Origin of the sequence: Psychrobacter sp. 28M-43 (assembly GCF_014770435.1) — a bacterium.
GTDB lineage: Bacteria > Pseudomonadota > Gammaproteobacteria > Pseudomonadales > Moraxellaceae > Psychrobacter.
This window is the reverse complement of record NZ_CP061739.1, coordinates 57,923-73,714: the sequence shown is the minus strand read 5'-3', so window position 1 is coordinate 73,714 and position 15,792 is coordinate 57,923. Positions and strand designations below refer to the sequence as shown.

Sequence of the window (15,792 nt, the reverse complement as noted above, 5' to 3'; positions counted from 1 at the left end):
TATTATCTGCTAAAAATCCAACCTGACGCTATGCTGCGTCTGTAAAACTTGGTGCGATTGGGGGGACTTGAACCCCCACAGCTTTCGCCACCACCCCCTCAAGATGGCGTGTCTACCATTCCACCACAATCGCATTGTACTGCTCTGTTCCTATCATCCAGTCTATAATCAATGATGCTTAAGGTAGGCACCTATAGAACAGGAGTTGCGAAAACAGGAAAGCATTGTAAATCTAACCTACCAAAATAGCAAGCGCTGCCTACTTAAAAGAGGCTTACTCGGAATGTTGAGTCATTGGACGCGGCGTTTGCGGTGCTGAAACTGGCGCATCTAGACGAAACTGATCTTCTGCTTGCTTACGCGCATGAACGGCAAGCGTCATACTTGTAATAAAAAATATGACCGTTAGTACTGCCGTGGCACGTGTCAAGAAGTTAGCAGTTCCTGCTGCGCCAAACACGGTACCTGATGAACCAGCACCAAAAGAAGCTCCAGCGTCTGCCCCTTTACCATGCTGTATCAGAATCAAGCCGATCATGGCAATGGCCACAATAATATGCAGGGCTAATATAAACGTAAACATGGTGGCCTCTTTTGCCGCGTAATGACGACTGATAACGGAAAATAAAACGTAAGGTTAATAGAATGACAATCGGCATGATCAAATGCCAGATCGACTATATAAATAAGGCGCATTGTACACGATTGCAAGGGTAGTGTTAAACCTACTTTTACCAACCGATAAAACCACACTCTCTATAAGCTATGATCTTGATATCTGAGCGTTATTTATTCATTTAAGCATTGGCTTGGTTAAAGGCATCGGCAATCGCTAGGAAGCTCTCTGCTTTTAATGAGGCGCCGCCCACTAATGCACCATCAATCATAGCGTCAGAAGCAAAGCTATTGGCATTATTAGCATTAACACTACCGCCATACAGCACGGTAATCGTATCTGTTATATCAGCAAAGCTTGCAACCGTCTGCTTGATATACTGATGAGTCTTACTCACTTCTGCCACAGTAGGCACTTTACCTGTACCAATGGCCCATACAGGTTCGTAAGCGACGAGCAGCTTTTCAGATAACGATGATGCTAACTCTGGCTGTTGAGTCAGTAAATCCTTAATAACCGAAAGTTGCTCATTGATAACGTCGAGTGTTTGACCATTGTCGTACTGCTCTTGCGTTTCGCCGATACAAAACACCACGCCTAAATTCTGAGAAAACGCATGAGACAATTTGCTTATCAGGCAATCATGAGACTCTTTATGATATTGACGACGCTCAGAGTGGCCAAGTAGCGTCCAAGTAGCACCTGCATCTGCTACCTGCTGTGCTGAGCAGTCACCCGTATAGGCTCCTGTACTTGCACTATAGGTACTGACGTCCTGTGCGGCACAGAGTATTGAGCTATCTGCTAGACACGTACTCACTGTACTTAAATGAACACAACTGGGCGCTACCATTAATTTACAGCGGTTTTCTGATGCCTGCGAGTTGGCTTGTTCTTCAGTATTAACTTTAGTCAATAAGTCGTCCAATAGTGCATTGACAGCACTGTTAGTCGCAGGATTCTGTTTCCAATTGCCAATTACCCAAGCTTGCATACTTATTTACCTTGTCTCATGTATTCATGCCAATTCGGCTAATATGCGCGTCAGTATAACAAATAATTCGTAAGTGCTATAGTAGCGTGCCACCATGAGTAGAATCACTTCTGCAAACTTATCTACAGAGAATACATCAATAGACCGTTATTTTTACGAGCTAGTCGTCTAATGGTATATATAATTTTTTCAAACTAAAGTAAAGTTCTATACTACAGAGTTTATAAAATCAAATATTATTGCTAGTTCTATATATAGATTTACAGGTAGATAAGATAAACAAAGCAAGATAGTTCGAGCGAGTTATCGACTAGCAACGACAAGTATATAGCGTGCAATACAAAGCAGTTCTACAGAATATTTTGTATCAAAGGAGAGGTTACAATGTCTATCGCAACCAGTAAGTATGGTGGTCTAGCGCAGCAACTTATTAGCGACGGTGTCGTTAGCGAAGCGAATATGAAGACGGCACAGACTGAGTCGCAACAGCAGCAAATAGGACTGGTACCTTATCTGGTAGACAATAAATTGGCCGATGCTTATCAACTTGCCCAAATGCTATCCCAAGCTTTCGGCGACCCTCTATTTGATCTTGATGCATTAAACATTGATGTTATTCCAAAAGACTTGGTGGATGAAAAAATCGTTCGCAAGTTTAATGCATTACCACTCTTTAAACGAGGACAACGACTGTTTGTCGCGCTGAGTGATCCCACACGCGTTGATGCTATTGATGCAATAGCCTTTAATTCTCGACTGTCGATAGAAACCATTGTTGTCGAAGAAAATAAGCTCAAAAAGCGTATAGAAAGTGCATATGCAGATACGATGCAAAGCTTTGATAGCTTCTCTGATAGTGATTTGAATGTTGGCTTTGAAGACGGTGATGAAGATAAAGAGGATGGCGAAACTCAGCTGAACGACGGCGTCGATGAAGCACCTGTCGTAAAATTCGTCAATAAAATGCTAGTCGATGCTATCCGTATGGGTGCTTCTGATTTACATTTCGAGCCATACGAAAAATCTTTCAGAGTACGATTTCGTGTCGATGGCGTCATGCAAAAAATGGCCAATCCACCGGTTCAACTTGCGAATAAAATTGCAGCACGCTTAAAGGTCATGTCTCAGATGGATATCTCAGAACGTCGGGTACCACAAGATGGGCGTATTAAACTAAAAATTTCTAAAAATAAAGCGATTGATTTCCGGGTAAACTCATTACCGACGTTATTCGGTGAAAAGCTTGTTTTGCGTATCCTTGACCCATCATCAGCCATGCTAGGTATTGATGCATTGGGCTATGAACCAGATCAGCAAGAAATGTTTTTAGAAGCATTACACAAACCACAAGGCATGTTGCTTATCACTGGCCCTACTGGTTCTGGTAAGACTGTCTCCCTTTACACTGGTATCAATATCTTGAATACTGGCGCAACCAATATCTCAACAGCTGAAGATCCAGTCGAAATTAACCTTGAAGGGATTAACCAAGTCAATGTCAATGCCAAAGTTGGTCTGACGTTTGCCAATGCGCTCAAGTCTTTTTTACGTCAAGATCCTGATATTGTCATGGTCGGTGAGATTCGTGACCTTGAGACTGCTGAGATTGCTATTAAAGCGGCGCAGACAGGTCATATGGTTCTTTCTACCTTGCATACCAACTCGGCACCTGAAACATTAACGCGTCTACGCAATATGGGCGTCGCCTCCTTCAACATTGCCACATCAGTCAACCTAGTTATTGCCCAACGATTGGCACGACGTCTCTGCAAGAACTGTAAAAAGCCTATTAGCATTCCGCGTCAGAGCTTATTAGAGATTGGTTTTACCGATACTGATTTAGATAACACTGATAATATCATTTATGAACCAGTAGGCTGTAACGAATGCCGTGAAGGTTATAAAGGTCGTGTAGGTATTTATGAAGTCATGAAAGTGAGCCCTGATATTTCACGAATTATTATGGAAGACGGAAATGCAATAGATATCAAAGACGCTGCCATTAAAAATGGTTTCCGTGATTTGCGTCGTTCTGGGATTTTAAAAGTGTTGCAAGGTGTCACAAGTATTCAAGAAATGATGCGAGTAACTTCTGAATAATAAATAAAAACGTAGAATGTATCTGCTATTTCTTAGCATCTTGACTTTTGGTTGCTAGAAAAGTTATAAACTAGCAATGTTCTTTATCGTATAACTTTAAAAATAAAACAGATAAACACTGGTTTTTTACGCTAAAATAAAGTATGCCTGACTAATATTTCAAGTCTGGTATTTTGTTGTAAATTTACAATATATATTGGACAATTTTGAGGGTAGTAATATGGCAAAAGCTAAGACCGATATGTTGTTAGATTTTGTTTACGATGGTGTAAACCGACGCGGGCAGAAAGTTAAGGGCGAAACTACCAGTCGTAGCTTAGAGCTGGCAAAAGCGACCCTACGTAAACAAGGTATCACGGTTAAAGGGATTAAGAAAAAACCAAAACCACTTTATACCTTCAAAAAAGCCATTAAAGCCATTGATATTGCTATTTTTGCTCGGCAACTAGCAACAATGATGAAAGCGGGCGTACCTTTAACCCAGTCTTTCGAAATTGTCGCCGACTCCCTCGATAATCCGAGTATGAAAGACTTAGTATTGCAAATCAAAGCAGATATTGAAGCAGGTGGTACCTTTGCCTCTGCATTGCGCAAACATCCTCGTTACTTTGATGATTTATTCTGCTCCCTCGTCGAATCTGGTGAACAATCAGGTGCACTTGAGACGATGCTTGAACGAGTCGCTACTTACAAAGAAAAGAGTGAGCTACTAAAAGCAAAAATCAAAAAAGCAATGAAGTATCCTATTGCCGTTATTGTGGTTGCTATCATTGTCACCATGATTCTGTTGATAAAAGTAGTACCTGTTTTCTCTGACTTATTTAGCTCATTTGGTGCAGAGCTACCAGCGTTTACGCAAATGGTTGTTGGTATGTCCGAATGGATGCAAGCATGGTGGTTTATCCTTATTATTGCTATCGGCGGTGCAATCGTTGGCTTCTCAGAAGCTAAAAAACGATCTAAGAAATTCCGTGACTTTTTAGACCGTGCTGTACTTAAAGCTCCGATATTTGGCAACATTGCCTATCAAGCGATTATTGCACGCTTTTCTCGTACACTATCTACAACTTTTGCCGCTGGTGTGCCGCTTATCGATGCCCTAGACTCTACTGCAGGTGCGACCAATAACGTTGTGTTCTACAATGCGACTCAACAGATCAAAAATGATGTATCTACTGGCCAGCAATTACAGTTTTCCATACGCTCGACCAACTTATTCCCGAGCCTGGTCATTCAGATGGTTGGTATTGGCGAGGAGTCTGGTAGCTTAGAAGAGATGCTAGATAAAGTCGCTGTCTACTATGAAAATGAAGTTGATAATGCGGTTGATGGTTTGACTAGCTTGATGGAACCGTTAATTATGGCAGTATTAGGTGTATTAGTTGGTGGTCTAGTCATCGCAATGTACTTGCCTATCTTCCAGATGGGCTCAGTAGTAGGATAATGATTTGATGCAATTTATACAGTTACTACAAGAGAACAGTACCCTAGCTTTATTCGTATTTGGCCTATTAGGTCTTTGCGTTGGCAGTTTTCTAAATGTTGTGATTCATCGCATACCGCTGATGATGGTCTATGGTTGGAGACAAGAGTGTAGCCAATTTATGTCTGAACAGGCAGATATGCCACGCGAGCATACGCTACCTATAGCAAATATTGTCGCTACTGACCAACCAATTACTTTAAGTCGACCTGCCTCACGCTGTCCTCATTGCGCACATAAAATTAAGTGGTATGAAAATATCCCTTTAATAAGTTGGCTGTTATTACGTGGACGCTGTTCAAGCTGCAAAGCGGCTATCGGTCTGCGTTATCCTCTCGTTGAGCTAGTAACTGCCATCCTATCCGTATTAGTAATATATAAGTTTGGGGTAAACGCTACAGGTTTGTCCGCAATGGTTTTAGTATGGACATTGGTAGCTCTAACAGGTATCGACTTTGACACACAGCTACTACCTGATCGTCTCACCTTTCCATTGGCAGGCTTAGGGTTGGCGGTGAATTCACAAAGCTGGTTTGTCACACCAGCACAGTCGATATGGGGATTACTACTTGGGTTTTTATCGCTATGGATAGTAGTCAAGGTATTCTATTTAATTACTAAGAAACATGGAATGGGTCAAGGGGATTTTAAACTACTAGCAGTGTTAGGTGCTTGGCTTGGACCTATGATGTTACCTTTGATTATTCTACTATCATCTTTACTCGGCTCTATCGTTGGGCTAATCTTGATGAGAAAACAGGGTGAAAGCCGACCTTTCGCTTTCGGACCTTATATCGCTATTGCAGGTATTGTTGCCTTATTATACGGCTCAGATATCGTCAGCTGGTATCTCGGTATGTATGTCTAATAACTGACAGCGTACACTAGATTATTGTAGTAAATTTTCGGCAGTGACTTATAAATAAAGCCTCAAAAGGCCGATTGTGAGTTTAAAGCTGCATTCATTGTTCTATCTGTCAGATAAGCCATTATTATGTCAAAAAATACATCACACTCTTATTCACACCAACCACAAACCACGCAACCAAAAAATAAGAAGCTTGTGGTTGGTTTGACGGGTGGTATCGGTAGTGGCAAATCTGCCGCTAGTGCTTGGTTTTCTGAGCAAGGCATTGATATCATTGATGCAGACGTGATCGCCCATGAGATTGTCGCTAAAGGTAGCGCCACTCTGCAAAAAATCCAGAAAAAATTTGGTGATTGGATATTGACGGATGATGGTGTCATGGATAGGGCAGCGGTACGTACACACGTATTTGCAAATCCTGAAGCGCTGATTGAGCTTGAGGCTATCACTCACCCAGCAATACGTGAGACAGCAAAAGCACAGCTAGATGCTAGTACTTCACCGTATATAATCTTGTCTGCGCCTCTACTTATAGAGGCGGCAGAGGCAGGACTGGCCAATTTATGTCAACGTATTTTGGTCATGGATGCGACCGAAGACACGCAGCTTGCTCGTGCCAGTCAGCGTGATGATCAAAGCATACAAAAAATTAAGGCCATTATGACCAATCAGCTGAGTCGTGAAGAACGTAATCGTCATGCAGACAATGTCATACTCAATGAGAGCGACCTTGCCTCTCTATATCTACAGTTAGAACCCTTGCACCAAGAGTATCTTACGCTTGCCCAGCAGCTAAAGTTCGCTGGCGATTAACCTCATACAACGCCATGCCAGTAGCAACACTCACGTTTAGGCTCTGTAGATTACCATGCTCGTTTCCTGACATTGGAATATAAACCAACTCATCACAGCTTTCCATTGTCAGGCGACGCATACCCTCTCCTTCTGAACCCATAATAATAGCGGTCTTGCCAGTTAGGTCAGCGGCATGTATTGGCTTAGCCTCTTCACTAAGTGCCGTACCAAATACGAAAACGCCTGCATTTTTGATTTGCGACAACGTGCGTGCTAAGTTCGTAACGCTGACGATCGGCATCATCTCTGCTGCGCCAACCGATACTTTCGCCACTGTTGGCGTTAGGCTCGCTGCATGGTGTTTTGGACAAACCACTGCATCCACACCCATAGCCACTGCGGTACGTAGGCAGGCGCCAAAGTTATGTGCATCTGTGATTTGATCTAGTACCAATAATAAGCACTGTTCACGGCCAATAATAGTATCAAGCAAACCTTCATCAGCGAAACCTAACGGACGAGCATTGAGCACCACGCCTTGATGCTGCGGACTGCCACATAATTGCGTTAGCTTGTCTTTTTGGGTTGGTTGAATGCTAATGCCGTTTGCTTCCGCTTCGGCCATGATAGCTTGTACATGACTGTCACTCTCACGCCCTTGCTGTACAAACAAGCTAAGACCATCAAGAGGACGATGTTCAAGTAACGCATCGATTGCATGAATGCCGTAAAAATAAATGGGTTTTGCCATAATAGGCCTACTAAATATAAAGTGGACATCGCACTAGGCGACGGGATAAAAGAGAATAACGTCGGCTTTAAATGTCATAGCTCATTGATGATGAGAGGACAATAAACTAAACGTCAAAAAAAAGAAATAAACAATACCAATCAGATATTGTTTATTTTCTCGAAACACTAATGTGTGATAGGACAGACGCTAGAATGAAAGCTCAAGCGCCCTATTAATAATATCAGCCTTCTAGATGACAGACATATTGAACAATCTCTTCAGTACGTAGGTTAAAACCGCTATTGCCTTCAACGACAAATGACTGACCTGCACGGTAGTAGCTGAATTCATCATCACCATTGATCTTCACTTCACACTCACCACTGGTGATTTCAATACGCTCAGAGGTATTGGTGCTAAAGTGATAATACTCAACCAAGTTGTCACAAGGTAAGATAACGCCTAGCGTTTTATGGCGACCATCCTCAAACATAATGGTATGGCTTGAGCAGCGACCATCATAAGATACTGTCGCTTGGGCATTAACTGTTACGTTAGTAAATTGCGCCGCTGTCATAGTGGCTTCCTTATCAAATAATTATGGCAAAACTAAAAAATAAGTAACGGGTTAAAGTACCGACAGAGTTGCACTGGGCTTCAAATACGCGACCAGTAAGCAAACACGCCTGCTTTAGGCACCTTACCCCTCTATAGTAGATATCTGCGTGCTAAAGGTAGCCACAGGTTCTATGAAAACGCTTTTGAATAATGATCGAGTGGCATGTTTTTACCACTATACGCCTACAATTTTACGAAATTATGACTCGTTATTAGGTTGTATCGCGCATCAAACTCATAAGAAGAGTTTATCATTATGTGAGATTATGCTACCACATTATATCTATAAAGTTTGTTAAAGCGGCTAGGAAAATTCTATTTGATGGCAAGTATCCATTCGCTCATTTAATATTTATTTAGTATTTTTCTAGGCGGATGCTAGGCCACTAACTTAGGTATGTTTTTATAATTATCAGTCAAAATACTTCTTTGCATACTATACTTATCTTTAGATATTCAATAACCCTAATGATTAACATTATAGGTATTATGTTGATGATTTATTGTCAGTTTTTGATAGTTTTATGGTAATCTGCCAATAATAAATTCTGTTATACCTCGTCTTAAAGTTTGTATTTACGCACATTTAACACCATACTATTTGCCTACAATATTTATCTAATTAGCAAGTTTAAATAGATATTTCCACTTCCTTATTTACCCTATTTATAGATGGCTTCCTAAGATTTATATGATGTCCATTGTCTGTCCTGAGAGGCGTTGATGCTAGTATCGTTAACTTTACATCAGTTTGCGTTGATTGCTCAGCATGAGCTGAGCGTGGCTGAAGGTTTTAATGTCATCACTGGTGAAACAGGTGCTGGCAAGTCGTTATTGCTAGATGCACTATCATTATGTGTCGGTGAACGAGCAGACAGTGCGATGGTCAGGCATGGCGCTGCGCATGCAGATATTTACGCTCAATTCGATGTAGAAAATAACAGTGTCGTCGCTGAGTGGTTTACCAAAAATGATCGACCGCTAGAAGAGCCTGAAGTACTTATTCGTCGACAATTAAGCAATACTGGTCGCTCAAAAGCATGGTTAAATGGTTCACCGGTTAGCTTAGCGGAGCTAAAGAGTTTAGGCACTTTACTGGTCAATATACATAGCCAACATGCTCAGCAAGCATTGCTTAAGCCGCAATTTGTGGTGCAATGGCTCGATGAGATGGCACAGATAGCACCGTTAGCTAACCAAACTGCCAGTAGCTATCAAGCCTATCAGCAGCTAAAACGTCGCGCAGATGACATCGCGAGCCGCGAAGCCCAGCGTCAAGATCGTATTCAGTTGTTGGAGAGTCAATTAGCAGATATTGCGCCGTTATTGGCTGTGGACTACGCAGAAGTTGAATCTGAACACGAAGAGCTCTCCAACATTGAAGCCCTAATGCAAGAGGCCAGTCATGGTCTGCATTTGCTCGACAATGATACCGATGAGCCAGACGTCATGACCTTGCTCGGACAAGCGATTAAACTCTGTGACAACCAAGTAAGCGTCAGTCAAACGTTTGAACAAGCTTCTGAACAGCTCCATCTAGCACAGCAGCAAATTACTGAGGTAACTGCCCTGCTATCAGATTACGCCGAACAGCAGCTACCTGATCCTGAACGTTTGCAAACACTAGACAACCTAATCAGCTTAGGACATCGTCTGTCACGTAAGCATAGCTTGCCAGCGAGTGATTTAATTGATGAAGCAAAAGGCTGGGAAGCGCAATTAGAGCAGCTAGAGAACGAGCCAAGTAGTGATGCAATGGCAGCGCAAATTGAGCAGGCTTGGCAAGACTATCTCGCTCTGGCCACACAGTTAAATAAAGAGCGCGCAAAAGCTGCCCCGATAATCAGTAAGCAACTCATCAAACAGCTACAACCACTTGCGCTACCTAATGCTCGCTGTGAATTTGTTTTTACTAAGAAAGCTGAACCTAGTCAGTACAATGCCCAAGGTTGTTTCGATATTGATTTATTGTTTAGTGCCAATGTTGGTATGCCAATGCAGCCTCTACACAAAATCGCCTCAGGTGGTGAACTGTCACGTATGGCGCTCGTGATGCAAGTCTTACAAGCGACCAATGCTGATAACAATGCCGCCAAGCCTATGTTGGTATTTGATGAGGTCGACGTTGGTATCAGTGGCGGTACTGCGCAAGTGGTTGGTGAACTGCTACGTTCACTTGGGCAAACACAGCAATTGTTAGCTATTACGCACCAAGCGCAAGTCGCGGCACAAGCGCATCAACATATCTTGGTACAAAAGCACCATCAAGAACAGACCGAAAGCGAGCTACTCATACTGACCAACAGTGCGCAAGTAGACGAGTTAGCACGTATGTCTGGTGGTGTCATTATTACCGATGTCACACGCGATCATGCCCGCAGTTTATTATCCGATGTTAAGTAACGCTTATCTGACCTATCTAACGTTAAATAATCGTTCGTTTGCATCAAAACGGATGGTTAGCTGAGTATGTATGATGGTCAGTAGCAATTGGTGCGAATCTTGCTTTTCTGTTGATTATCACCATATAGTGGTCTTTCACCCTTATTATTAGGTTGCGTTTGTTTCTATGTCTAAAACCAATTTGACCCATCATTTTTTGATCGCAGCACCAGAACTGTCAGACCCGAGGTTTGAGCAGGCACTTATATATATTTGCCGTCATGACAAGCATGGTGCGCTAGGTCTGATGGTCAATCGTCCGCTTGAGCAATCTCGCGTAGGTAAGCTGCTAGAAGATTTAGACATTGAAGTGACCAATCCGCAGGTGATGGAAGATGTGGCATTAGAGGGCGGCCCTATGTATCCTGAGGTCGGCTTTGTGCTGCATACTGGTCAGCCAGAATGGGCATCTTCTTTTGCTATTTCAGAAAATGTTTGCATCACGACTAGCCAAGATATTCTAAAGCGTATTGCCGCAGGTCAAGGCGTCGGTCACTATCAGCTGTGCCTAGGTCATGCCAGCTGGGGCAAAAAACAGCTAGACCAAGAGCTGAGTAATGGTGATTGGTTAGTCTGCCCTGCTGATCTGAATTTATTATTTGATACCCCGTTTGAAGAACGCTGGCAAATCGCAGCCGACAAAATCGGAGTCAATTTCGACTATCTTAGTAGTGACATAGGTCATGCGTAATATCATACGCTCTGCGAATTTAGATAAAGAAATAAAGGACACCCATTACTATGGTAGATAGTACTTTTACAGCCAGTAGCACAGACGCTATAGATAATGACATTGAAAGTGGATTTGATACTCTCGATAACGATAGTAATAGCACTGCTGAAACTATTGAGCTAGAAGTAAAGCCGCATCTTATCTTGGCGCTAGACTACGGTGTCAAAAAGATGGGTATGGCGCTCGGTAATACCATTACGCAGACGGCGCGTGCCTTTGATATTTTGGCAATGAATAACGGTCAGCCAGATTGGGACAATCTAATTGGTATCATCAAAGTTTGGGGCGTGACGCAAGTCGTGGTCGGTCTACCGCTTAATATGGATGGCACTAGCTCTATGCTCTCAAAACGAGCACACAAATTCGCTCGTCGTCTGGCCCATAGAGTAATGGAGCAGCATTTGCCAGTGACCGTATCACTGTGTGATGAGCGGCTGACTTCCATCGAAGCAAGAGAAATCGCATGGGACAATGGTTGGATCAAAAACGAACGCGACCCAATCGATGATATCTCCGCTTGTATTCTGATGTCGACCTATTTTGCTGATCCTAATAGTAGTATCGCTATCGATGCAATCAAAGCAGAATAAAGCAGCCAAATAGGTAAAAGACACGTGTGCGGCTATAATGTCACTTCGATACATCATACCTCTCAACGGATAAATGACTGATTACTATGACCACTGTCTCAGACCAATCTTCGCAACATAAGTCACAGCATGGTTTTGCTCCACTTGCTATTGCCCGTATTAAAGGCGCACAACGTGCCAACCAAATAGCGATTTATCTCATTTATGCGGCTGTTTTTGCATTTGTGGTCTTTGGCACGATTGCTAGTATCAAAGCTTTCCATGATAACCAGCTGCTTTATCAGTTATTTTACAATTTACCCTATGCCTTAGTAGCCCTCACGATACCCATTACTATTTATGATGCATTGGTCGTTTATCGTTATCGCTTAAATCAGCCATCGATGATTGCCATGAGTATTGGTGTATCAACCATTATATTGGTTGGTGGATTAATTTTTGCCGATACTGCATGGTTAGGACTATCTTGTTGGCTAGGCGTGGCATTCTTATTTAAAGTAAGCTTTAAGCGGTTTTTTAACTTTTTAGAAATAGCTGATACGCCTGATGCCGACGAAGAGGCTGAAAGTACTGAAGCATAGATGATCTACAAAGTACGCCGCGATAAGCACTTAAGCAAACTACTTACCCTACTTGTCCTTAAACCCACTTATTTAGTTTTACGATAATGACTATGACCACTTCGATACCAGACACGCCTATCCACCATCACTTAGATACTCAAGGGCTGATCTGTCCTGAGCCGGTCATGATGCTACACCGCGTCATTCGAAAGGCAGATGGCGGTGAAGTGATTGAGATATTGGCGACAGATCCTGCTACCACGCGCGACATTCCGAATTTCTGTCGTCATTTGGGTCATGAGCTAATCGGTCAAGAAACATTGGCTGAAAACGTAAACTTAGATGCTGATCCTGATGAAATCACCATCGATAGCGATGATAATACGCCTGCAAGCGTGACGCTATATCGCTATCTGGTTAAGAAAAAAATGGCATGATAGGTTTGACGTTATATTAATGACTGTCTGTCATCGCTCACTTAACCCCTACCTGAGTATTATCCTATGAGCCGTGATCGTGCCGTGCAACAACGCCAACCTAAAGCATTAGCGGTCGATGATGAGCCAGCTTATATGACTGAGTTTCGTCAAGCTATGCTGGCGCGCGGTCTAGCAACGCGTACTCGTAATGCGTACGTCCGTGACCTACGCTCTTGCGAGCTGACCAATTCTATCGCCCTGACACGCTGGCAGCCTGATGATGTGCTGCACTGTCTGTCCCTGCTTGCTAAAGATGGCAAAACTCCACGTACCCAAGCACGCATGCTCTCAAGCTTGCGTCAGTTCTATTTATGGATGATTGCCAGCAATCTGCGTGAGGATAATCCTTGTGAGCGTATTAAAAGCCCAAAGCTAGGTCGTCCGCTGCCAAAAGACTTAGCTGAATCGGATGTCGATAATCTACTTGCCGCACCTGATACCAGTACGGCACTTGGACTGCGTGACAAAGCTATGCTAGAAGTTTTATACGCCTGCGGTTTGCGAGTGAGTGAGTTGATTAACCTCTCATTAGAGCAAGTGAATCTAAACTCAGGCTGGCTACAAATTACGGGTAAAGGCAACAAAACGCGACTGGTGCCCCTCGGCGAATATGCAGCGGATGCATTGGAAGATTATCTGTCTCATGGACGTGGCGATTTGATTGCCCATTTGAAATCAGGCAATTGCCAAGCGGTATTTTTGACGGCGCAAGGTGGATATATGACGCGGCAGAACTTTTGGTATCTACTTAAGAAGTATGCCAAAGTTGCCAGTATCGATAAAGAATTATCCCCGCACACGCTACGTCATGCCTTTGCCACGCATCTACTCAATCACGGTGCAGACTTGCGTAGTGTGCAGTTATTGCTAGGACATAGCGATTTATCAACCACGCAAATCTATACTCATGTAGCAACGGCAAGATTGCAGAAATTGCATGCCGAGCATCATCCACGTGGGTAGCCTTACCATATTGCTATATGGGCAGCATTGAAATCTAATATTATTGATGATTGTAAGAGGAATATATTGTGTCGCAAGCTCAACCTTCTACCTTAACAAAGAGTCAAAACTTTGCACTCAGAAATCTTACTATCATGGGTTATTTAGAAGGTACTTCCTTTCTATTGTTACTTGGTATCGCGATGCCACTCAAGTATATGTTCGATATTCCAGAAGCAGTAAGCTATGTCGGTCCAGTGCATGGGGTATTATTCGTTGCTTATGTCATGGTATTAATCATCACCGCGAGCAGAATAAAGATGCCACTGTGGGCGCTACCTGCGGGGGTGCTCGGCTCGTTTTTGCCATTCGGACCATTTATATTTGATCATTTATTAAAGAAGAGTTTGGGGGAGTGGTTTCAAAAAAAACTCAATATCAGGAACGATGTATAACTGAATCCGGCTAACGATAATACCATTCTATTCGCCTGCTGTATCTATCACTATTTTGGGATTACGTGCTCGTATTTCTTGATAAAAACTTGCTCTATCTTTCGGTGATATCAATACTTCTTTGTTCCGATATTCTATTTTAATTCTATCCAGTGATAGTGCTGGCGCAGAACTCATACTTCGAGTCGGCGTAATATAGGTGATATCTGTAATCTCAATTTTTTGAACAGAGAACCCACTATCTACTTGTAGTTGGTCATTCGTTAATATGTACTTAGTACCGAAAAAAGGGATGAGCATTAGTGCTGCAAAAGGTATGAGAATAACCGTCATTAATATAGTTTGTATGAGGGATTTGTGAGCACCTCGCTGCCACTGCCATAATGGAACAAACACAGTAAATAAACTCAAACTCCAAAGTAACAGTGCGAGCCAGAAGTCTACTTTAGATACGAATATAATGTCTGGCATAAATAATACTTAGCGACTATTAGGTTAAATTCGATTCTATATTAAGCGATACCTCTTATCTAATATCTCTAGCATTTTTTCTTAAAAATTTTTGCGATACAGCAAAATGCAGTTCTAGAAATAGATAGCTGCAAACCCATCCTTTTCTCGTTACAATACCCTTATTAAAGTGCGTCATGATGTACATGCTGCCTAACTGGGCTGCGCACTACCTTTTACCTATCTATTATCCGAGAATCTCATGAGCCATAGACCACCTGCTGACCTACTAAAAAACGCCGAACACTGGCGCGAAGACATTAACTTTCGCCAAGAAGTGCTGGGTAAGCCGTTTGATTTTGCGACCACGTGGGGCATTTTTTCACCGCAAAAGCTCGATGACGGTAGCTTGATGCTGCTTGATTATGTGGATTTTGAGCAGGATGATGACTCGATCGATTTGGGCTGTGGTTATGGTGTACTTGGTATGACGGCAGCACGTGAATGTCCAAATGGTCAGCATACGCTGATTGATAAAGACTTTATGGCGGTAGAATACGCACGCCGTAACTGTGAGAAAAATGGTCTAAACAATGTCGATGTGCATTTATCAAATGGCTTTAATCATGTGGCAAAAGACAAAGACTTTAGCCTTGTGATGTCAAACTTGCCAGCCAAAGTCGGTAAAGAGCAGCATTATTTATACTTCCTCGATGCCTATGCACGCATGCGTAAAGGTGGCCGTTTTTATGTCGTGACCATCAATGGCCTACGCCAATTTGTGAAGCGCTCGTTTACCGAAGTGTTTGGCAATAGCGATAAAATCAAACAAGGTAAAACCTATACGATTACGATGGCGACCAAAGACTAGTTTTAGCTTTGCCTGATTAAGTCTCAGTTATTCATATTGAGATTGAAATCGACATAAAAA

At 42.6% G+C, this 15,792-nt stretch carries 17 protein-coding genes and 1 tRNA gene; 12 read left to right on the top strand and 6 right to left on the bottom strand.

Annotation, left to right across the window (positions count from 1 at the left end; all coding sequences use genetic code 11):
• Positions 1-49 precede the first annotated feature (49 nt).
• From IEE84_RS00330 to tpiA, 3 genes are all read right to left on the bottom strand, one after another.
• Positions 50-133: transfer RNA gene (locus tag IEE84_RS00330), tRNA-Leu, on the bottom strand.
• Positions 134-274: 141 nt separating this feature from the next.
• Complete coding sequence (secG, locus tag IEE84_RS00325) at positions 275-583, bottom strand: preprotein translocase subunit SecG (protein ID WP_191114493.1); 309 nt, start codon at positions 581-583, stop codon at positions 275-277.
• Between the two features lie 214 nt (positions 584-797).
• A complete protein-coding gene (gene tpiA / locus IEE84_RS00320) occupies positions 798-1,610 on the bottom strand; it encodes a triose-phosphate isomerase (RefSeq protein WP_191114492.1) in 813 nt (270 codons plus the stop codon).
• Between the two features lie 384 nt (positions 1,611-1,994).
• On the opposite strand from tpiA, the gene pilB reads away from it, so the two are divergent.
• The 4 genes from pilB (at position 1,995) to coaE (ending at position 6,874) form a co-directional block, all read left to right on the top strand.
• A complete protein-coding gene (gene pilB, locus IEE84_RS00315; protein ID WP_191114491.1) occupies positions 1,995-3,710 on the top strand; it encodes a type IV-A pilus assembly ATPase PilB in 1,716 nt (571 codons plus the stop codon).
• Positions 3,711-3,930: 220 nt separating this feature from the next.
• The gene (locus IEE84_RS00310; RefSeq protein WP_191114490.1) at positions 3,931-5,154 is read left to right on the top strand and encodes a type II secretion system F family protein; all 1,224 of its coding nucleotides are present in this window, start codon (positions 3,931-3,933) and stop codon (positions 5,152-5,154) included.
• Between the two features lie 7 nt (positions 5,155-5,161).
• Positions 5,162-6,061 carry a prepilin peptidase gene (locus IEE84_RS00305; protein ID WP_191115319.1) on the top strand — a complete coding sequence of 300 codons (900 nt, stop codon included), beginning with the start codon at positions 5,162-5,164 and terminating at the stop codon, positions 6,059-6,061.
• A gap of 126 nt (positions 6,062-6,187) precedes the next feature.
• On the top strand, positions 6,188-6,874 hold the full coding sequence (gene coaE / locus IEE84_RS00300) for a dephospho-CoA kinase (protein WP_191114489.1): 687 nt from the start codon (positions 6,188-6,190) through the stop codon (positions 6,872-6,874).
• Here the strand turns inward: coaE and rlmB are convergent.
• Both rlmB and ppnP read right to left on the bottom strand, forming a co-directional pair.
• Positions 6,837-7,607: a 23S rRNA (guanosine(2251)-2'-O)-methyltransferase RlmB gene (rlmB, locus tag IEE84_RS00295; RefSeq protein ID WP_102078746.1), complete on the bottom strand. Its 771-nt coding sequence runs from the start codon at positions 7,605-7,607 to the stop codon at positions 6,837-6,839. The two genes, coaE and rlmB, sit on opposite strands and share 38 nt — an antisense overlap.
• Before the next feature lie 223 nt (positions 7,608-7,830).
• On the bottom strand, positions 7,831-8,166 hold the full coding sequence (ppnP, locus tag IEE84_RS00290) for a pyrimidine/purine nucleoside phosphorylase (RefSeq protein ID WP_191114488.1): 336 nt from the start codon (positions 8,164-8,166) through the stop codon (positions 7,831-7,833).
• Between the two features lie 764 nt (positions 8,167-8,930).
• On the opposite strand from ppnP, the gene recN reads away from it, so the two are divergent.
• From recN to IEE84_RS00255, 7 genes are all read left to right on the top strand, one after another.
• Positions 8,931-10,610, top strand: coding sequence for a DNA repair protein RecN (gene recN / locus IEE84_RS00285; protein WP_191114487.1), 1,680 nt, complete (start codon positions 8,931-8,933; stop codon positions 10,608-10,610).
• Between the two features lie 166 nt (positions 10,611-10,776).
• Entirely contained in the window at positions 10,777-11,340 is a 564-nt protein-coding gene (locus IEE84_RS00280) for a YqgE/AlgH family protein (protein WP_101204671.1), read from the top strand.
• A gap of 50 nt (positions 11,341-11,390) precedes the next feature.
• Positions 11,391-11,972: a Holliday junction resolvase RuvX gene (ruvX, locus tag IEE84_RS00275; RefSeq protein WP_224737798.1), complete on the top strand. Its 582-nt coding sequence runs from the start codon at positions 11,391-11,393 to the stop codon at positions 11,970-11,972.
• An 86-nt stretch (positions 11,973-12,058) separates the two neighbouring features.
• Positions 12,059-12,553, top strand: coding sequence for a hypothetical protein (locus tag IEE84_RS00270; protein WP_191114486.1), 495 nt, complete (start codon positions 12,059-12,061; stop codon positions 12,551-12,553).
• 92 nt (positions 12,554-12,645) lie between these two features.
• Positions 12,646-12,972 (top strand): sulfurtransferase TusA, encoded by a 327-nt coding sequence (gene tusA / locus IEE84_RS00265; protein ID WP_191114485.1) that lies wholly within the window; start codon positions 12,646-12,648, stop codon positions 12,970-12,972.
• A gap of 66 nt (positions 12,973-13,038) precedes the next feature.
• Complete coding sequence (gene xerD, locus IEE84_RS00260; RefSeq protein WP_191114484.1) at positions 13,039-13,977, top strand: site-specific tyrosine recombinase XerD; 939 nt, start codon at positions 13,039-13,041, stop codon at positions 13,975-13,977.
• A 68-nt stretch (positions 13,978-14,045) separates the two neighbouring features.
• Complete coding sequence (locus tag IEE84_RS00255) at positions 14,046-14,411, top strand: DUF3817 domain-containing protein (RefSeq protein ID WP_224737797.1); 366 nt, start codon at positions 14,046-14,048, stop codon at positions 14,409-14,411.
• Positions 14,412-14,438: 27 nt separating this feature from the next.
• On the opposite strand, the gene IEE84_RS00250 is transcribed toward IEE84_RS00255, so the two are convergent.
• A complete protein-coding gene (locus IEE84_RS00250; RefSeq protein WP_191114483.1) occupies positions 14,439-14,882 on the bottom strand; it encodes a PH domain-containing protein in 444 nt (147 codons plus the stop codon).
• A gap of 241 nt (positions 14,883-15,123) precedes the next feature.
• Between IEE84_RS00250 and IEE84_RS00245 the strand changes: the two genes are divergently transcribed.
• Positions 15,124-15,732, top strand: a complete 609-nt coding sequence (locus IEE84_RS00245; RefSeq protein ID WP_101204678.1) for a class I SAM-dependent methyltransferase — start codon at positions 15,124-15,126, stop codon at positions 15,730-15,732.
• Positions 15,733-15,792 lie beyond the last annotated feature (60 nt).